The organism is Allobosea sp. RIT-PG3_2, assembly GCF_057321085.1.
Genome location: NZ_JBXWCA010000002.1, coordinates 317,231 through 334,229, shown reverse-complemented (window position 1 = coordinate 334,229; position 16,999 = coordinate 317,231). Strand labels below are relative to the sequence as shown.

The 16,999-nt window shown below is 67.4% G+C and carries 19 protein-coding genes and 1 riboswitch; of the genes, 13 read left to right on the top strand and 6 right to left on the bottom strand.

Annotation, left to right across the window (positions count from 1 at the left end):
• The 5 genes from AC2FAN_RS07335 (at window position 1) to AC2FAN_RS07315 (ending at window position 4,945) form a co-directional block, all read left to right on the top strand.
• A complete protein-coding gene (locus tag AC2FAN_RS07335; RefSeq protein ID WP_265051521.1) occupies window positions 1-1,134 on the top strand; it encodes an ABC transporter permease in 1,134 nt (377 codons plus the stop codon).
• A gap of 100 nt (window positions 1,135-1,234) precedes the next feature.
• A complete protein-coding gene (locus AC2FAN_RS07330; RefSeq protein ID WP_485173241.1) occupies window positions 1,235-2,356 on the top strand; it encodes an alpha/beta fold hydrolase in 1,122 nt (373 codons plus the stop codon).
• A gap of 5 nt (window positions 2,357-2,361) precedes the next feature.
• Entirely contained in the window at window positions 2,362-3,309 is a 948-nt protein-coding gene (locus AC2FAN_RS07325) for a bifunctional enoyl-CoA hydratase/phosphate acetyltransferase (protein ID WP_485173240.1), read from the top strand.
• On the top strand, window positions 3,306-4,412 hold the full coding sequence (locus tag AC2FAN_RS07320; protein WP_485173239.1) for an acetate/propionate family kinase: 1,107 nt from the start codon (window positions 3,306-3,308) through the stop codon (window positions 4,410-4,412). Before AC2FAN_RS07325 ends, AC2FAN_RS07320 begins: the two co-directional genes overlap by 4 nt.
• A gap of 17 nt (window positions 4,413-4,429) precedes the next feature.
• Entirely contained in the window at window positions 4,430-4,945 is a 516-nt protein-coding gene (locus AC2FAN_RS07315; protein ID WP_485173238.1) for a protein-tyrosine phosphatase family protein, read from the top strand.
• 109 nt (window positions 4,946-5,054) lie between these two features.
• Here AC2FAN_RS07315 and AC2FAN_RS07310 read toward each other — a convergent pair whose 3' ends face one another.
• From AC2FAN_RS07310 to AC2FAN_RS07290, 5 genes are all read right to left on the bottom strand, one after another.
• On the bottom strand, window positions 5,055-5,840 hold the full coding sequence (locus AC2FAN_RS07310) for an ABC transporter ATP-binding protein (protein WP_485173237.1): 786 nt from the start codon (window positions 5,838-5,840) through the stop codon (window positions 5,055-5,057).
• 10 nt (window positions 5,841-5,850) lie between these two features.
• Window positions 5,851-6,894 (bottom strand): FecCD family ABC transporter permease, encoded by a 1,044-nt coding sequence (locus tag AC2FAN_RS07305; protein ID WP_485173236.1) that lies wholly within the window; start codon window positions 6,892-6,894, stop codon window positions 5,851-5,853.
• Window positions 6,891-7,922, bottom strand: coding sequence for an ABC transporter substrate-binding protein (locus AC2FAN_RS07300; protein WP_485173235.1), 1,032 nt, complete (start codon window positions 7,920-7,922; stop codon window positions 6,891-6,893). Before AC2FAN_RS07300 ends, AC2FAN_RS07305 begins: the two co-directional genes overlap by 4 nt.
• A 269-nt stretch (window positions 7,923-8,191) precedes the next feature.
• A riboswitch (cobalamin riboswitch) is annotated at window positions 8,192-8,402 on the bottom strand.
• A 34-nt stretch (window positions 8,403-8,436) separates the two neighbouring features.
• Entirely contained in the window at window positions 8,437-9,441 is a 1,005-nt protein-coding gene (locus AC2FAN_RS07295) for a 1-aminocyclopropane-1-carboxylate deaminase/D-cysteine desulfhydrase (protein WP_485173234.1), read from the bottom strand.
• 49 nt (window positions 9,442-9,490) lie between these two features.
• Window positions 9,491-9,886 (bottom strand): (R)-mandelonitrile lyase, encoded by a 396-nt coding sequence (locus AC2FAN_RS07290; RefSeq protein ID WP_265051530.1) that lies wholly within the window; start codon window positions 9,884-9,886, stop codon window positions 9,491-9,493.
• A 591-nt stretch (window positions 9,887-10,477) separates the two neighbouring features.
• Between AC2FAN_RS07290 and AC2FAN_RS07285 the strand changes: the two genes are divergently transcribed.
• Genes AC2FAN_RS07285 through ureG form a run of 8 tightly spaced genes read left to right on the top strand, consistent with a single transcriptional unit; the run spans window position 10,478 to window position 16,060 of the window.
• The gene (locus AC2FAN_RS07285; RefSeq protein ID WP_476805293.1) at window positions 10,478-11,323 is read left to right on the top strand and encodes an urease accessory protein UreD; all 846 of its coding nucleotides are present in this window, start codon (window positions 10,478-10,480) and stop codon (window positions 11,321-11,323) included.
• Between the two features lie 28 nt (window positions 11,324-11,351).
• Window positions 11,352-11,654 carry an urease subunit gamma gene (locus AC2FAN_RS07280; protein WP_265051532.1) on the top strand — a complete coding sequence of 101 codons (303 nt, stop codon included), beginning with the start codon at window positions 11,352-11,354 and terminating at the stop codon, window positions 11,652-11,654.
• Window positions 11,655-11,675: 21 nt separating this feature from the next.
• Window positions 11,676-12,257: a HupE/UreJ family protein gene (locus AC2FAN_RS07275; RefSeq protein ID WP_485173233.1), complete on the top strand. Its 582-nt coding sequence runs from the start codon at window positions 11,676-11,678 to the stop codon at window positions 12,255-12,257.
• 4 nt (window positions 12,258-12,261) lie between these two features.
• Entirely contained in the window at window positions 12,262-12,567 is a 306-nt protein-coding gene (locus tag AC2FAN_RS07270; protein ID WP_265051534.1) for an urease subunit beta, read from the top strand.
• On the top strand, window positions 12,567-14,279 hold the full coding sequence (ureC, locus tag AC2FAN_RS07265; protein WP_485173232.1) for an urease subunit alpha: 1,713 nt from the start codon (window positions 12,567-12,569) through the stop codon (window positions 14,277-14,279). Before AC2FAN_RS07270 ends, ureC begins: the two co-directional genes overlap by 1 nt.
• An 8-nt stretch (window positions 14,280-14,287) precedes the next feature.
• The gene (locus AC2FAN_RS07260; RefSeq protein ID WP_485173231.1) at window positions 14,288-14,791 is read left to right on the top strand and encodes an urease accessory protein UreE; all 504 of its coding nucleotides are present in this window, start codon (window positions 14,288-14,290) and stop codon (window positions 14,789-14,791) included.
• Window positions 14,724-15,446 carry an urease accessory protein UreF gene (locus AC2FAN_RS07255; RefSeq protein WP_485173729.1) on the top strand — a complete coding sequence of 241 codons (723 nt, stop codon included), beginning with the start codon at window positions 14,724-14,726 and terminating at the stop codon, window positions 15,444-15,446. Before AC2FAN_RS07260 ends, AC2FAN_RS07255 begins: the two co-directional genes overlap by 68 nt.
• Complete coding sequence (gene ureG / locus AC2FAN_RS07250) at window positions 15,443-16,060, top strand: urease accessory protein UreG (protein ID WP_265051537.1); 618 nt, start codon at window positions 15,443-15,445, stop codon at window positions 16,058-16,060. Before AC2FAN_RS07255 ends, ureG begins: the two co-directional genes overlap by 4 nt.
• Before the next feature lie 33 nt (window positions 16,061-16,093).
• Here ureG and AC2FAN_RS07245 read toward each other — a convergent pair whose 3' ends face one another.
• Entirely contained in the window at window positions 16,094-16,876 is a 783-nt protein-coding gene (locus AC2FAN_RS07245) for an IclR family transcriptional regulator (protein WP_485173230.1), read from the bottom strand.
• Window positions 16,877-16,999 lie beyond the last annotated feature (123 nt).

The following is a 16,999-nucleotide window of genomic DNA, read 5'->3' as shown; positions in this document are numbered from 1 at the left end:
ATGGCGGCGCTCGTCATCCACCTCCAGAACATCCTGCGCCTCATGGTCAAGGAGCTGCGCAGCCTGCGGGCCGACCCGATCATGCTGGTGCTGGTGGCCTACACCTTCAGCATTGCCGTCTACACCGTGGCGACCGGCGTGAAGCTGGAGGCGCGCGATCTGACCATCGGTGTCGTCGACGAGGACCAGTCCGAGTTCTCGCGCTCGCTGCTCGGCGCCTTCGGTCCACCGCTGTTCAAGGTCTCGAAGCGCATCGCCGCCACCGAGATCGACGCCGAGATGAATTCCGGCCGCCTCGTCTTCGTGCTCGAGATACCGCCCAAGTTCCAGGCGGACCTGCTGGCCGGGCGGCAGGCGGTGCTGCAGCTCAACATCGACGCCACTGCGATGACCCAGGCCGGCAACGGCGCGGTCTATATCCAGCAGATCATCGCCCAGGAGATTTCGAACCGGCAGGCCGGGCGCGAGACGACGACCGCGCTGCCGATCAATCTGGTGGTGCGGGCGCGCTTCAACCCCAATCTCGACTCCGGCTGGTTCAGCTCGGTCATGCAGGTGCTCAACAACGTCACCCTGCTGACCATCATCCTGACCGGCGCGGCGCTGATCCGCGAGCGCGAGCAGGGCACGGTCGAGCATCTCCTGGTGATGCCGGTCACGCCGGTCGAGATCATGCTCGCCAAGATGGTGGCGAATGCACTGGTCATCCTGGTCGCGGCGGTGGCCTCGCTCCTCCTCATCGTCGAATGGGCGCTGGGCGTGCCGATCGCCGGCTCGCTCCTGCTCTTCGTGTTCGGCACGGCGATCTATGCCTTTTCCGTCGCAGCGCTCGGCATCCTGCTCGGCACGCTGGCGACGACGATGGGGCAGTTCGGCCTGCTCGCGATCCCGGTCTTCGTGGTCACGCAGCTTCTGTCCGGCGCGACGACGCCGATGGAGAGCATGCCGCTCTGGCTACAGTGGATCATGCGGATCTTCAGCCCGACGCCGCATTTCGTCGCCTTCTCGCAAGGCGTGCTCTATCGCGGCGCGGGCCTCGACATCGTCTGGCCGGAAATCGTCAAGATCGTCGCCATCGGCGCGGCCTACTTCGCTTTCGCGCTCACGCGGTTCCGCAAGGTGATCTTCTCCTGAGGGCCGCTCCATCGTCCGGTGCTGGCCCGTCCGCACCGGTTGTCATCGCCCTGTCGGCTTCCTAGTGTCCGAGCTGACGGGAGGAGATCTGGATCCGCTTATGACCGCCCGCAAGAAGACGACGCCTGCCGCGCAACTCGCCGCAGACCGCCCCGCCGAACTCAGCCTGCCCTGGTTCTGGCCCGTCGATGCCGCCTTGCGCCTGACCGAGCGCAATCTCGATTTCCTCTCCGAGGCGGTGAAGATCACCCGCCCGCCGCCGCCGGACTGGGCCACGCCCAACACGGTGCGCCTCGACCTTCAGACGATGCGATTGCGCGAATTCGGCAAGCCTCGTGCAGACGGCGTTCCCGTGCTGATCGACGCGCCCTATGCCGGGCACGGCGCGACCATCGCCGACTACGACAAGGGCCAGAGCCTCGTCGAGACGATGCTTTCGAACGGCATCGACCACGCCCTCGTCACCGACTGGAAGCCTGCGACGCAGGAGATGCGCTATTTCAGCATCGACACCTATCTCGCCGAATTGAATGCCGCGATCGACGATCTTGGCGGTGTCGTGCATCTGGTAGGCCTCTGCCAGGGCGGCTGGCTGAGCGCGATGCTGGCGGCCCGCTTTCCGGGCAAGGTCAGGTCGCTGGTGCTGGCGGGCTCTCCGATCGATGCCGATGCGGGCGATGGACCGATCAAGCAGATGGCGCAGACCATGCCGCTGAAGAGTTATCGCGACATGGTGCGGCTCGGGCGCGGGCTGATGCCGGGCCGTTTCATGCTCGCCGGCTGGAAGAACATGCATCCGGAGGAGCACTACGTCGACAAGTTCATCCGGCTCTACCAGAATCTCGCCGACAGGAACTATCTCGACCGGACCGAGACCTTCGCGGCCTGGTACGAGAACCCGCTCGATCTGCCTGGCGTCTACTATCTCCAGGCCATCGAGCAGATCTTCAAGGAAAACCGCTTCGCAAAGGGTGAGTTCGTCGGGCTCGGCCGGCGCCTGAGCCTGAAGGATGTCACCTGCCCGGTCTATCTCCTCGCTGGCGCGGCGGACGACATCACCACCAGCGAGCAGGTCTTCGCGGCGGAGGATCTCGTCGGGACGCCGAAAAAGAAGGTCGAGAAGAAGCTGGTGCCCGGCGGCCATATCGGCCTGTTCATGGGCCGCAAGACGCTTGGCGAAACCTGGCCGGGGATCGCCCGCTGGATCGCGGAACAGGATTAGATGCCATGACGACGCTGTCCGCTTCCGAATATCTCCAGCTCGCGCTCGGCCGCTGCCAGGATCTCCCGGCGGTGCGCACGGGCGTGGTCCATCCCGTCAAGGCCAATGTGATCGAAGCGGTGGCCGATGCGGCCGGCGAGGCGTTGATCGAACCGGTCCTGATCGGCCCGGCCGCCCGCATCCACGCTGCCGCGCGGGAGGCCGGCATCGACATCTCGCCCTGGGAGCTCGTCGATACCGAGCATAGTCACGAGGCCGCGGCGAAGGCCGTCGCATTGGCGGCGGGCGGCGAGCTCGGCGCGCTGATGAAAGGCTCGCTGCATACCGACGAGCTTCTGGGTGCCGTCGTACGGGCCGATTCCGGGTTGCGGACCGAGCGGCGCATTTCCCATGCCTTCGTGATGCATATCGAGAGCTATCCCAAGCCCTTCATCATCACCGATGCGGCGGTCAACATCTCGCCGGATCTCGCTACCAAGGCCGACATCGTCCAGAACGCCGTCAATCTCTGGCATGTCGCTCTGGGCGGCCTCGACGATCTGCCGAAAGTCGCCGTCCTCGCGGCGGTCGAGACCGTCAACCCGCACATGCCGGCGACGCTCGACGCCGCCGCGCTCTCGAAGATGGCCGAGCGCGGCCAGATCACCGATGCCATCGTCGACGGGCCGCTCGCTTTCGACAATGCGATCAGCGCCGCGGCGGCGAAGGAAAAGGGCATCGTCTCCGCCGTTGCCGGCCATGCCGACATCCTTCTCGTGCCCGAGATAGAGGCCGGCAACATGCTGGCCAAGCAGCTCACCTTCCTGAGCGGCGCCGATGCCGCCGGGATCGTGCTCGGCGCGCGCGTGCCGATCATCCTGACCAGCCGGGCCGACAATCTGCGTGCGCGGCTGCTCTCCTGCGTTCTGGCCGTGCTCCTGGCCGATGCGCGCCGCACGGGGCGGATCAAGTGATCGATACGATCCTCGTCCTCAACGCCGGGTCTTCCAGCCTCAAATTCCAGGTCTTCCGCAGCGACGACCTCGGCGTGCTCGCCCGCGGCAAGGCGGTGCGCCTCGGCGAAGCCGAGCCCGCGATGGATGCGAGCCTTGCCGACGGCAGGCGCGAGCGCATCGCGTTGCCGCAGGCCTGCGACCACGACACGGCGCTCTCTGCTGTCCTCGCTTTCGTCGACCGGCATGACGATGGCTGGCGGATGCAGGCCGTCGCCCATCGCATCGTCCATGGGGGCGAGAACTATGCCGATCCCGTCGTGGTGACGCCGGCCGTCTTCGCTGCGCTGGAAGCGCTCTCGCCATTGGCGCCGCTGCACCAGTCGCATAATCTCGCTGCGGTTGCCGCTGCGCAGCGCCTGATGGGCGGCGTGCCCAACATCGCCTGTTTCGACACCGCCTTCCATGCCGGGCACGATCCGCTCACCCATAACTTCGCGCTCGAACAGGGGCTGCGCGACAAGGGCATCCGCCGCTACGGCTTCCACGGCCTGTCCTATCAATGGCTGGAGATGGTGCTGGCCGAGCAGCATCCCGATCTCCACGCCGGGCGCGTCGTCGCCGCTCATCTCGGCAATGGCGCGAGCCTCTGCGCCATCCGGGGTGGCCGCAGCATCGACACGACCATGGGCATGACCGCGCTCGACGGCTTGCCCATGGGCACCCGAAGTGGCGCGCTCGATGCCGGCGCCGTGCTCTACATGTTCCAGAGCCTGGGCATGAGCGCGGAAGAGGTCTCGAACGTGCTCTATGAACGCTCCGGTCTGCTCGGCCTCTCCGGCTTGAGCAACGATGTCGAGACGCTGCTCGCGAGCGACGATCCCCGCGCGCGCTTCGCCCTCGATTATTTCGCGCTGAAGGTCGCGCAGTTCGGCGCGGCGATGGCCGCTGCCATGGGTGGCATCGACGGCTTCGTCTTCACCGGCGGCATCGGCGAGCATGCCGCGCCGGTCCGGGACGCCATCCTCGAGCGCCTTGCTTTCCTCGGGAATTTCAAGGTTCTCGTCATTCCGGCCAATGAGGAGCGTGTCATGGCCGTTCAGGCGAAGGGGTTGATCGCCTGACGATCGGAGGAAGCGGAATGAGCAGTGCCGGTACGGGCTTCATGCGACGCGTCGATCTACCCGCTGAAATCGCCGGCAAGCTTTGGCTTGGGCCGATGCCCGGCCGTTTGCGGCCGCTGGCGGACGATCTGGCCGATCTGACCCGGCAAGGGATCGCCCGCGTGATCTGCCTGACGCCATCGGACGAAATCCGGCTGAAGTCGCCGGACTATGCCGCACGGCAGGGCGATCTCGGCATCCCCGTCACAAGCTTCCCGATCGGCGATTTCGGCGTTCCCGATGATGGCGGCGGCTTGAAGACCCTCGCGCAAGAGTCTGCACGCGACCTGAAGGCGGGGAGGGCGCTGTTCGTCCACTGCGCCGCCGGCATCGGGCGGACGGGCATGGTCGCGACCTGCATCCTTGTCGCGCTTGGCTTGAGCGGGGATGCGGCGATCAGCGCGATCACTGCCGCCGGCTCGGGCCCCGAGACGGATATCCAGAAGCGCCTGGTCGCCCGCTACGCCGAAGAGGCGCTGAATTCCGGCCGCTGAACCTGGCGCTTATTGCTAGAAATACATGTCATCCCGGATCTGTGCTTCGCTCCGTCCGGGAATGACGGCGTGGCTCCGCGCTCGATCAGCACGCTCCAGCACCCCCCAGTCACGCTCCCGGCTCGTCCCGATCGAGATCGACCAGATATTCGATGTGCCGGCGCCCGGCATGGCCGGGCTTGATCGCCACGGCCACGCCGAACACGGTCCGGATGGTCTCTTCCGTCAGCACGGCTTCTGGCGTGCCCGCCGCCAGCAACCGGCCATGATGCAAGAGCGCGATCTCGTCGCAGAACAGAGCGGCGAGGTTGAGGTCGTGCAGCGCGACGATGCAGGTGATGCCGAGCCGCCGGATCAGCGTCAGGATCGAGAGCTGATGCTGGATGTCGAGATGGTTGGTCGGCTCGTCGAGGATCAGCTCGCTCGGCTCCTGCGCCAGCGCCCGCGCGATATGGACGCGCTGGCGCTCCCCGCCCGAGAGCGTGTGCCAGGGCTGGTCATGCCGGTCTTCGAGGCCCACCCGCACCAGCGCTTCGCTGACGGCGGCCTCGTCGGCTGCGCTCCACGAGGCGAGCGCGGCGCGATGCGGCGTGCGGCCAAGGCGGACGACCTCGCAGACGGAGAGCTGGATCTCGGTCGTCGCCTGCTGTTCGACGAAGGCGAGCCGCTGTGCCAGTTCGCGTCGCGGCACCCTCGCGATGTCGCGCTCGTCGAGCGTCACCACGCCGCTCGCCACCTTGCGCAATCGGCAGAGCAGCCTGAGCAGGCTCGACTTGCCGGAGCCGTTGGGGCCGATCAGGCCGAGGATGCGCCCCGGCGCCGCCGCGAGCGTCACACCGTCGACGATCATCCTTCCGGCCGCGCTCCAGCGCACGTCCTGCGTCGCGAGCGTCATGCCGGCTTCCTCACGCAGGTCTCCTGGCGCGATAGAGGATCAGCGCGAAGGCCGGCGCCCCGAACAGGGCGGTGACGACGCCGATCGGCAGGATCTGCTGCGGTACCAACACGCGCGAGAGGATGTCGGCGAGGATCATGAAGACCGCGCCGATCACGAGGCAGGCCGGCAGCAGGCGGGCATGGCCAGAGCCGACGAGGAAACGCGCGGCGTGCGGGATGACGAGGCCGACGAAACCGACCGTGCCGACGATGCTGACCATGGCGGCGGTCATCACCGCCGTCGTCGCGAACAGCACGATCCGCACGCGCAGAACCGCGATGCCGAGCGAGGCGGCGGCGTCGACGCCGAAGGCGAAGGCGTCGAGCGCCTTGGCGTGCAGCATGCAGACGCCGAAGCCGAGCAGGGCGACCGGCGTCGCGATCCATAGATCCGGCCAGCGCACGCCGCCGAAATTGCCGAGCAGCCAGAACATGACGCCACGCGCCTGCTCGGCGCTGGCGAGTGTCGTGACGATGGTTGCCGTCGCGGCGTTGAAGAGCTGCGAGGTCGCGACGCCGGCCAGGATGACGCGGTCGCTGGCGCCGCCCGCCCCCGTCGCGAGCAAAGCGACGGCTGCCAGCGCCGCGCAGGCGCCGATGAAGGCGCCTGTCGACAGGCTGATCGCCACGCCGCCGATGCCGATGCCGAGGATCAGCACCGCGACGGCACCGGTCGAGGCGCCGGCGGAGATGCCGAGGATATAGGGCTCGGCCAGCGGATTGCGCAGCAGCGCCTGCAGGATCGCGCCGGAAAGCGCGAGCGCCCCGCCGCACAATCCGGCCATCAATGCCCGGCTCAGGCGATAGTCGAAGATCACGCCCTGCTGGATCGCGCTGACCGGCAGGTCGAGGTCGAACAGCCCGTTGCCGAGCGCCTTGACGGCGACCTGAAACGGGATCGCCATCTCGCCGATCGTCACCGCCAGCGCCACCGACAAGGTGAGTGCCAGCAGCGACAGCAGCGCGAGACCGATCCGCGCCGGCCAGTTCGGACCGTGGGCGGCGTGGCTCAAGGGGCGATGCCGAAGCTCGCGATCGCCTTGGCGAGCGTCTCGATGCCATCGACCGTATCGAGCCCGGCGCGAGTGGCCCCGACGTCGATGATGACGACGCGGTTGTTCTTCACCGCGTCGAGCTTGCTGGCGACGGCATCCGTCTTCAGGAATTCGAGCTTCTTCTCGATATCGTCGGCCGGGAAGCGGCGGCGGTCCATCCTGACCGTGACGATCACGGCCGGGTTGGCGGCGGCGATGCTCTCCCAGCCCACCAGCGGCCATTCCTCGTTGGTGGTGATGATGTTGCGCGCCCCGAGCTGCGACAGGATATAGGCCGGCACGCCGTTCTTGCCGGCCATGAAGCCGTCGCCCTTGATGTCCTTGCTGGAGAACCAGACGACCACGGGCACGTCCTGCGCCTTCAGCTTTGCGACCTGCTCGACGGCCTTGTCCTCGCGCGCCTTGAGCTCGGCGACGAGCTTCTCGGCGCGGTCGGAAACGTCGAAGATCTGCCCGAACTCGCGGATGTTGCGATAGACCAGCTCCATCGAGAACATCTGCGTGCGCACGCCGTCGCCGGGGCCGGAATTGTCCTTGCCGACGCAATCGGTCGGCGAGACATAGGTCGGCACCTTGACCTTGTGGAACTGGTCGCGCTTGCCGACGATGCCGTTCGGCCCGAGATGCCATTCGAACATCGCGGTGACGAGGTCTGGCTCCTGGCCGACGACGGCCTCGAAGCTCGGGTCGTTGTCGGCGAGGCGCTTCACCTTGGCGTTGACGGCCTCATAGGACTTGGCGACCGGCGAGAACCAGACGGCGGTGCCGACGACACGGTCGCCGAGGCCGAGCGCATAAAGGATTTCCGTCTGGGTCTGTCCGAGCGCGACGACGCGCTTGGGCGGGGCGGCGAAGGTGATCGTCTCCCGGCAGTTCTCCAGCGTCAGTGGATACTGCGTCGGAGCTGCCGAGGCGGCGGCGGCGAAGAGGACGCTGCCGGCGGCCGCGGCGAGCAAGGCGGGAACGAACTGGAAGGCACGACGCATGAACGGGACCGGCTTGGAGAGGGCGTCACGGCAGCGGAGCAGCGAGGCCCCGGCGCAACGGACATCAAGTGTAACAATGTTGCATTTCTCATAGGTCGCGCGACGCGGGCGCGTCAAGTGACGTGCGGCCTGCGCGGCGGCATCAGCGGATATCGTGGACATGGATTTCATCGCTCCCCGAAATGAGCGCGGGGAGTCTGGGCGGATACGGCCGGATGCGGGTCTGGGGACGCCGCCGACGCGCATCCCTCCGGAACACCCCGCCCGAAAGACGTCTCGCGATCGCGGCAGGTCTCCTGGCTCGCGGGTCGACGCCTGATCCGCCCGGCCTTCCCAGTGCGCGGGGCACCAGTGGACGATGGACGGAAGGCTCACCGCTTACAGTTGCGGGGGCAGCCTCGGCTTCGGCGAAAGGCGCCTCACCGAATTCCCTCTTAGCTCCGGGGTGCAACCCGGAGAACCTCGATCGACCGGCACCATAGGGCGGCGCCGAGGCGCGTCAAGCGGGCAGACGCTACGTCACCGTCCTGAACAATCCGAACTGTGAGAACAATGCGGCAGTGCCGCCGGTATGGATCACGCAGGCCGGCTCGCCGCCAGCGATCCGGCCCTCGGTGAGCGCGTCGAGGAAGCCGGCACAGGTCTTCGCCGTATAGACATGCTCGATGAGGATGCCCTCGGTGCGGGCGAAGGCCAGGATGGCGGCCTCCGAGGCCGGGGTCGGCACGCCCCAGCCGCCGCCGAGCTGCTCCATGTGATATTGCGGCAGCGCCGCATCGAGCGGCGCGACATCGAGCCCGGTCCGGTCGCGCAGGCCCTCATAGATGCGCCGGACATGCTCCTCCAGCTCCGCTCGCTCGTATTCGACGCTGACGAGATGGAGCTGGAAGGGATGCCCGAGCAGGGCATTGCCGAAGATGAAGCCGGCCTCTGTCGGCCCCATCGAGCCGGCGAGAAAGACGTGCCTGATCGGCGCCTCTTCCCGCTGCGACTGTTCGTGCAGCTCGAAGGCGGCCCGGACATAACCCATCGCGCCGAGCACGGGGTCGCCGACGATGTAGGGCTTCCGCCCCTGACGCGCGAGTTCCGCCGCCGCTTCGGCGAGCGCGGCGTTGCGCTCGCCTTCATCGACGGCCCCGATAAAGCGCAGCTCGGCGCCGAACAGTCGGTTCAGGAAGGAGCGCTCGCGATTCTCCGGCGTATCCGGCGCATTGTGCAGGACGATGCAGTCGAGACCGACGAGCGAGGCAGCCGCGGCCGTGAGGCGGCAGAGATTGGAGGTCGCGCCGCCTCCGACCAGAAGGATATCGGCCTTCTCGCGCAGCGCAGCGCCCAGCCAGTATTCGAGGCTCCGCAGCTTGTTGCCGCCGAGCGCGATCTCCATCAGGTCGTCGCGCTTGATGTAGACGCCGGGCCGGCCGAGCTTCTCCTCGAAACGGCGCAGCCTCTGGAGCGGCGTCGGAGCCTGGACGAGGGCATGGCGCGGCTCGCGCAAAAGGGTGGAAGGCTGAGGCGTCATCGTCCCGTTCGCGGTAGGGCGTGGTCAGGCTGGGTCGAATGAGCGGCGATCAGCCGCCGTACTGGGCGTCCGAGACCTGCTCCAACCATTCCACGACCTTGCCGTTCTCGGCTTCCTGAATGGCGATATGGGTCATGCCCGTTGCCGGCGCCGCGCCATGCCAGTGCTTTTCGCCGGGCGGGAACCAGACCACGTCGCCCGGTCGAATCTCCTCGATCGGCCCACCCCAGCGCTGCACCCGGCCGGCACCGCTGACGACGACCAGCGTCTGGCCGAGCGGGTGGGTGTGCCAGGCCGTCCGCGCGCCCGGCTCGAAGGTGACGCTGGCGCCCTGCACGCGCTCCGGCGCATGCGGATTGAAGAGGGGGTCGATCCGGACCGATCCGGTGAACCAGTCGGCCGGTCCCTTCCCGGACGGCCGGGAGCCGGCGCGCATGATCTCCATGGTGATCTCCTCGTCTCCGGCGCTGCGGAAGGCGCTCGGGATATTGCGACGATACGCGATCGGTTGGGAATCGCCTCGTCCGCTACGGGCATAGACCGGGAAGCGCCGTGCCGACAGAGGCGTTCGGACTGAACGAGGCCGGCGCGCCTTGGCGGTGATGATCGGTTGAGCACCCCTGAGGGTTTGGCTCGCAAAGCGGGCGATTGATGCCGCTTTATTGTGCAAATCAGTTTCTTGGATGGCGTCATCGATGGCCTCGGCCAGCTGAGGACCGAATGGTCGGTGCCTCCTGCCGCTTTTGAATGCAGGTGATGGCACTGAAGCGCAGTGCAAACGCGCCCGCCAGCCGGCGCGGGCCGATCAATCCTTTGCCGCGGACGAGCCACTCTGATCGCAATGACATTGAGCTCTCCCGGCTGGCATATCACTTGCGTCTTTTTTCGGCAGCAGAGGGGAATGCGGCGTGCGTGTGGCTTGGCGGGATCGCGATGGGGGAAGAGCTGTGCGGCTTGCGATCCGCCTGACGCTGGGCATCGGTGCGGCAGGAGTCGAAGCTGAGGCCTTCGTCCCGAAGCGGAAGCGGCGTTGAAGATGCTGTTGGCTGCCGATAGTGCGGCGATGCAGGGCGCCGGACCGCCACGGATGCAGCGTGCTGTCGGCCATGCCGGCGTGAGTTTTCGGTCGCTGGATGGGACGACGCGTCTCGAACGTCTCTTCCAGGATGGCTGCGCCAAGATACGCTTGCCCAAGACGCTGGGCGTCGACGATCCGCAGGCGATCCTCATCAACACCGCAGGCGGCCTGACGGGCGGCGACCGCCTGGCCACCGATGTGAATCTCGGCGCGAATACCGCGGCTTGCGTGACCACGCAGGCCTGCGAGCGTGTCTATCGCTCGACGGGGCCGGATGCGACGCTCAACAATCATCTGCGCGTCTCGGCCGGCGCGCGGCTCGCCTGGCTGCCGCAGGAGACGATCCTGTTCGATGGCGGCCGCCTCTCCCGCCGGCTCGACGCCGATCTCGAGGGCGATGCCGAACTGGTTGCTGTCGAGGCCGTGCTCTTCGGCCGGATGGCGATGGGCGAGACGCTGCGCAGCGGGCTTCTGCATGATCGCTGGCGGGTGCGTCGCAACGGTCGGCTGATCTTCGCCGACGATCTGCGTTTCGAGGGTGATATCGCCGCGCGCATGGCGCCGCAGGCGGTTATGGCCGGCCGGCGCGCCATGGCGACGGTGCTGTTCACTGGGGCCGCGCCCGAGCGCTTTCTTGAGTTGGCCCGATCCATCATTGGACCAGCCGGCGGCGCCAGCGCGTGGAACGGCAAGTTCCTGGCGCGGCTGGTCGAGGAGACCGGGCTCGCTCTGCGGCGGCGGCTGGAGCCGCTGCTGACCCTGCTGATGGGCGGCCGTTCGCTGCCCAAGGTCTGGCAACTCTAGCAAGGCCCGGAAACTCTAGGATGACGGCATGAACCTGACACCGCGCGAGAAGGACAAGCTCTTGATCTCGATGGCCGCCATGGTGGCGCGCCGCAGGCTCGAGCGCGGCGTCAAGCTGAACCATCCCGAAGCGATCGCGCTGATCTCGGATTTCGTCGTCGAAGGCGCGCGCGATGGCCGCAGCGTCGCCGAGCTGATGGAAGCCGGGGCGCATGTCGTCGGCCGGGCGCAGGTCATGGAAGGCGTCGCCGAGATGATCCACGACGTGCAGGTCGAAGCGACCTTTCCCGACGGCACCAAGCTCGTCACCGTCCATGAACCGATCCGCTGACGTCCCGACACAGAGGCTGCCATGAAGAGACTGTCGATCGCCCTGATCCTGAGCGTTGGTGCCGCGAGCCCGGCCTTCGCCCATCTCAACCCGGCCGAGCATGGCTCGTTTGCGGCCGGCTTCTCGCATCCGCTCTTCGGCGTGGACCATATCCTGGCGATGGTCGGCGTCGGCCTCTGGGCGTTCCTTGTCGGCGGGCGCGCGATCTGGGCGATCCCGCTCGCTTTCGTCGTCACGATGATGCTCGGCTTCGCCGCGGCGCTGGCGGGCATCGGTTTGCCCTTCGTCGAGCCGGTGATCGCCGCCTCCGTCGTCGTGCTCGGCATGCTCGCGCTCGTCGCGCTGCAGGTGCCGACGCCGGTCGGCATGGCGGTGGTCGGCTTCTTCGCGCTGTTCCACGGCTATGCCCATGGCGGCGAACTGGGCGAGGCGACCAGCACGTCCTTCATGGTCGGCTTCGCGCTGGCGACGGCGCTGCTGCATGCGGTCGGCGTCGGCGTCGGTTTTGCCGGCAATGCGCTTTCGCATCGCGGGCGCATGGCGGCGCGCGTCGCCGGTGGCCTGACCGCGCTCGGCGGCCTCTGGCTGGTCGCGGGAGCCTGACGCGATGATCCCCGGAGAGGTCTTCCCCGCTGCCGGCGACATCGTCCTCAACGAGGGGGCGGCGCAGGTGACCCTGCTCGTCGCCAATACCGGCGACAGGCCGATCCAGGTCGGCTCGCACTACCATTTCTTTGAGACCAACGCGGCGCTCGATTTCGACCGTGCCGCCGCGCGCGGCATGCGGCTCGACATCGCCGCCGGCACCGCCGTGCGCTTCGAGCCCGGCCAGCAGCGCGAGGTCCGCCTCGTGCCACTCGGCGGCGGGCGGGCCGTCTACGGCTTCCAGCAGAAGGTGATGGGGAAACTCTGATGCCGGCCACGCTCTCCCACGCCGCCTATGCCCAGATGTACGGACCGACGGTCGGCGACCGGGTCCGCCTCGCCGATACAGACCTGATCATCGAGGTCGAGAAGGACTTCACGATCTATGGCGAGGAGGTGAAGTTCGGCGGCGGCAAGGTCATCCGCGACGGCATGGGCCAGAGCCAGGCGAGCCGCGCCGAGGGCGCGGTCGATACCGTCATCACCAACGCGCTGATCGTCGATCACTGGGGCATCGTTAAGGCCGATGTCGGGTTGAGGGACGGCGTCATCGTCGCCATCGGCAAGGCCGGCAACCCGGACACCCAGCCCGGCGTCACCATCATCATCGGCCCGGGCACCGAGGCGATCGCCGGCGAGGGCAAGATACTCACCGCCGGCGGCGTCGATGCGCACATCCACTTCATCTGCCCGCAGCAGATCGACGAAGCGCTGATGGCGGGCATCACCACCATGCTCGGCGGCGGCACCGGCCCGGCCCATGGCACGCTGGCGACGACCTGCACCCCCGGCCCCTGGCATCTCGGCCGGATGATCCAGTCCTTCGACGCGGTGCCGATCAATCTCGGCCTCTCCGGCAAGGGCAATGCGTCGAAGCCGGCCGCGCTGATCGAGATGATCGAGGGCGGCGCCTGCGCGCTGAAGCTCCACGAGGATTGGGGCACGACGCCGGCCGCGATCGACAACTGCCTCGCGGTCGCCGACGATCACGACGTCCAGGTGATGATCCACACCGACACGCTCAACGAAAGCGGCTTCGTCGAGGATACCGTCGCGGCCTTCAAGGGCCGCACCATCCACGCCTTCCATACCGAGGGCGCCGGCGGCGGCCATGCGCCCGATATCATCAAGGTCTGCGGGCTCAAGAACGTCATCCCGTCCTCCACTAACCCGACCCGGCCCTATACGCTGAACACCATCGCCGAGCATCTGGACATGCTGATGGTCTGCCATCACCTGTCGCCCTCGATCCCCGAGGACATCGCCTTCGCCGAGAGCCGCATTCGCAAGGAGACGATCGCGGCCGAGGACATCCTGCACGACATCGGCGCCTTCTCGATCATCTCCTCCGACAGCCAGGCCATGGGCCGCGTCGGCGAGGTGCCGATCCGGACATGGCAGACCGCGCACAAGATGAAGCTGCAGCGCGGGCGCCTGCCCGGAGAGACCGGCGACAACGACAATCTGCGCGTGCGCCGCTACATCGCGAAATACACGATCAACCCCGCGATCGCGCAGGGGCTGTCCCGGCATGTCGGCTCGATCGAAGTCGGCAAGCGCGCCGATCTCGTGCTCTGGAACCCGGCCTTCTTCGGCGTGAAGCCGGAAATGGTGCTGGTCGGCGGCATGATCGCGGCCGCTCCCATGGGCGACCCCAATGCCTCGATCCCGACGCCGCAGCCGATGCATTACCGCCCGATGTTCGGCGCGCTCGGCCGGGCGCCTGCCATGTCGTCGGTGACCTTCGTCAGCGGGGCCGCGATCGCGAACGGGCTGCGCGAAAAGCTCGGCGTCGCCAAGGGCATGCTCGCGGTCGAGAACACGCGCGGCGGCATCTCCAAGGCCTCGATGGTCCTCAACGACGCGACGCCGCATATGGAGGTCGATCCCGAGACCTATGAGGTCCGCGCCGATGGCGAATTGCTGACCTGTGAACCCGCGACCGTGCTGCCGATGGCGCAGCGCTATTTCCTGTTCTGAGGCCGATCATGCTCCGCGCCATTTCCCATAGCCACGGCGGTGGCGGCGAGCCCGCCGGCACGATCCGGCTCGACCATGCCGCGCGCCATCTGCGCCGCAAGCTCGTCACCACCGATCAGGGCGAGAAGATCATGGTCGATCTGCCCGAACCCGTGCTCTTCGCCGATGGCGACCGGCTCGTGCTCGATGATGGCCGCACGATCGCGATCACGGCGGCGGAGGAGGAACTCTACGAGGTCAGGCCGGGCGCGGCCTGCCCGCTGCGCCATCTCGCCTGGCATCTCGGCAACCGCCATCTGCCGGCGCAGATCGATGCGGACCGCATCCTGATCCAGCGCGACCATGTCATCCGCGCCATGCTGGAAGGGTTGGGCGCCTCTGTCGGCGAGGTCGTCGCGCGCTTCCAGCCCGTGCACGGCGCCTATCATGCTCACGGGCATGACCATGGTCATCACCACGACCACGACCACGACCGCGATCACGCGCACGATCACCACCATCATCATGACTGATCCGGTCGCGCTCTCCCGATTGATGACCTGGCTGTCGCCGGCTTTCCCGGTCGGCTCCTTCGCCTATAGCCACGGCCTTGAGCGCGCGATCCATGACGGGCTGATCCGCGACAGGCTCAGCCTGACCGGCTGGCTGGAAGCGCTGCTCGATCGCGGTTCCGGCTGGAACGATGCGGTACTGCTGGCCGAGGCCTGGCGCTGCATCGCGGCCGGCGACGGTATCGAGGATGTCGCCGAACTTGCCGAGGCCATGGCGGGCTCGCGCGAGCGGCATATGGAGACGACTTTGCAGGGCGGCGCCTTCGTCGATGCGATGGCGGCCTGGTGCGGCGAGCGGCCGACGAATGGGGAAGGGGCGATCACCTATCCGGTCGCCGTCGGTGCGGCTGCGGCACGCCATCAGGTCAAGCTGGAGGATGCGCTGGTCGCCTATCTCCACGCCTTCGCCTCGAACCTCATCCAGGCCTGCGTCAGGCTGGTCCCGCTCGGGCAGCGCGACGGCGTCGGCACGCTCGCCGCGCTGGAGGCGGTCATCCTGCGTACAGCAAACCGCGCAGCCGGCTCGACGCTCGACGATCTCGGCTCCTGCACGGTCCTTGCCGACATCATGTCGATGAACCACGAAACGCAGTATTCCAGGGTGTTCCGCTCGTGAAATCCTCCAATGGCCCCCTTCGCGTCGGCATCGGCGGCCCGGTCGGCGTCGGCAAGACGACGCTGACCGAGAAGCTCTGCAAGGCGATGCGTGATCGCTATTCCGTCGCGGTCGTCACCAACGACATCTTCACCAAGGAGGACGAGCTGATCCTCAACCGGCTGCAGGCTCTGCCGGAGGAGCGCATCCTCGGCGTCGAGACCGGCGGCTGCCCGCATACCGCGATCCGGGAGGACGCCTCGATCAACCTCGCGGCCATCGCCGAAATGCGCCGACGCTTTCCCGATCTCGACGTGGTCTTCATCGAATCCGGGGGCGACAACCTCGCCGCGACCTTCTCGCCCGATCTCGCCGACCTCACGCTCTACGTCATCGACGTTGCCGGCGGCGAGAAGATCCCGCGCAAGGGCGGGCCGGGTATCACCCGCTCGGACCTGCTGATCATCAACAAGATCGACCTCGCTCCCTATGTCGGCGCGAATCTCGATGTGATGCGCTCGGATACGCAGAAGCAGCGCGGCGAGCGGCCCTTCGTCTTCACCGACATGAACCGCCGCATCGGCCTCGACGAGATCGTCGGCTTCATCGAGGAGAATGGCGGGCTGGCGGCTTAGCGCGCCAGCGTCTTCCGCGGTCGAAAGGGCTCGCTACAGCGAAAGCTGCGAACCGGCCTCCCGGCAGGAGGCTTCCAGCGCCAGCAGGATCGCCTGCTCGTCCGTCGCGATGCCATGGCGCTGCAGGCAGGGCACCAGGATCGCCGCTTCGGCATGGCCGCCCGGCCCGATCACCGGGCAGGCGATGTCGGTCACCGCCATGATGTCGCGGCTGGGCGCGACGCGATGGCCGCTGGCGCGGATCTCGGCGAAGGTGCGGAGCGTGTCCTCGCTCTCCAGCCTGTCCCGGTCGGCCTCGGAGGCCTCCTTCATCAATTGCCGGCGCCGCACCTCGCTCTGGAAGGCGAGGATGAGCAGGCCGGAATTGGCATCGAGCGCCGGCCGCCCATAGCCCGGCCGCACGATCACGCTGGCGTCGAGATGGCCGGAGGTGGTCGCGAGCACAACGGTCTGCGCCCGGCTCAGCACGACCAGATGCGCGGCCAGTCCGCTTTCCTCGCTGAAGCGCTCCATCAGCGGCAGCACGATCGACGTGAGCTGGCGCCCGCCCGGCGTGCGGATGCCGAGGTCGAACAGCCGCCGCGACAGGGCGAGGCGGTCGGTTCCGGCCTCGCGGGCAAGATAGCCGCGCTGCTGCAGCACGAAGACCATGCGGAAGATCTCGCTCTTCGAGCGTGCCAGGCGCTCCGCGATCTCGCGCGTCGACAAGGGCTCGCCGGCCTCGGCGAGGAGCTCGAGGATGTCGAGCCCCTTCTCCAGGGCGGGAGCCGCGTAGGTGCTTTTATCTCCGCTCTCGGAGTCCGGCAGGTCGCTCATGCTTTCCTGTTTCATATATGAAGCTTGACATCAAATAAGAAACGAACCTAGCCTCCTCGTAAAGGGGAGGCGGATGGTGCGATTGCCGGATCATATCGCGCGCCGGGGCGGCAGCGGAAATCG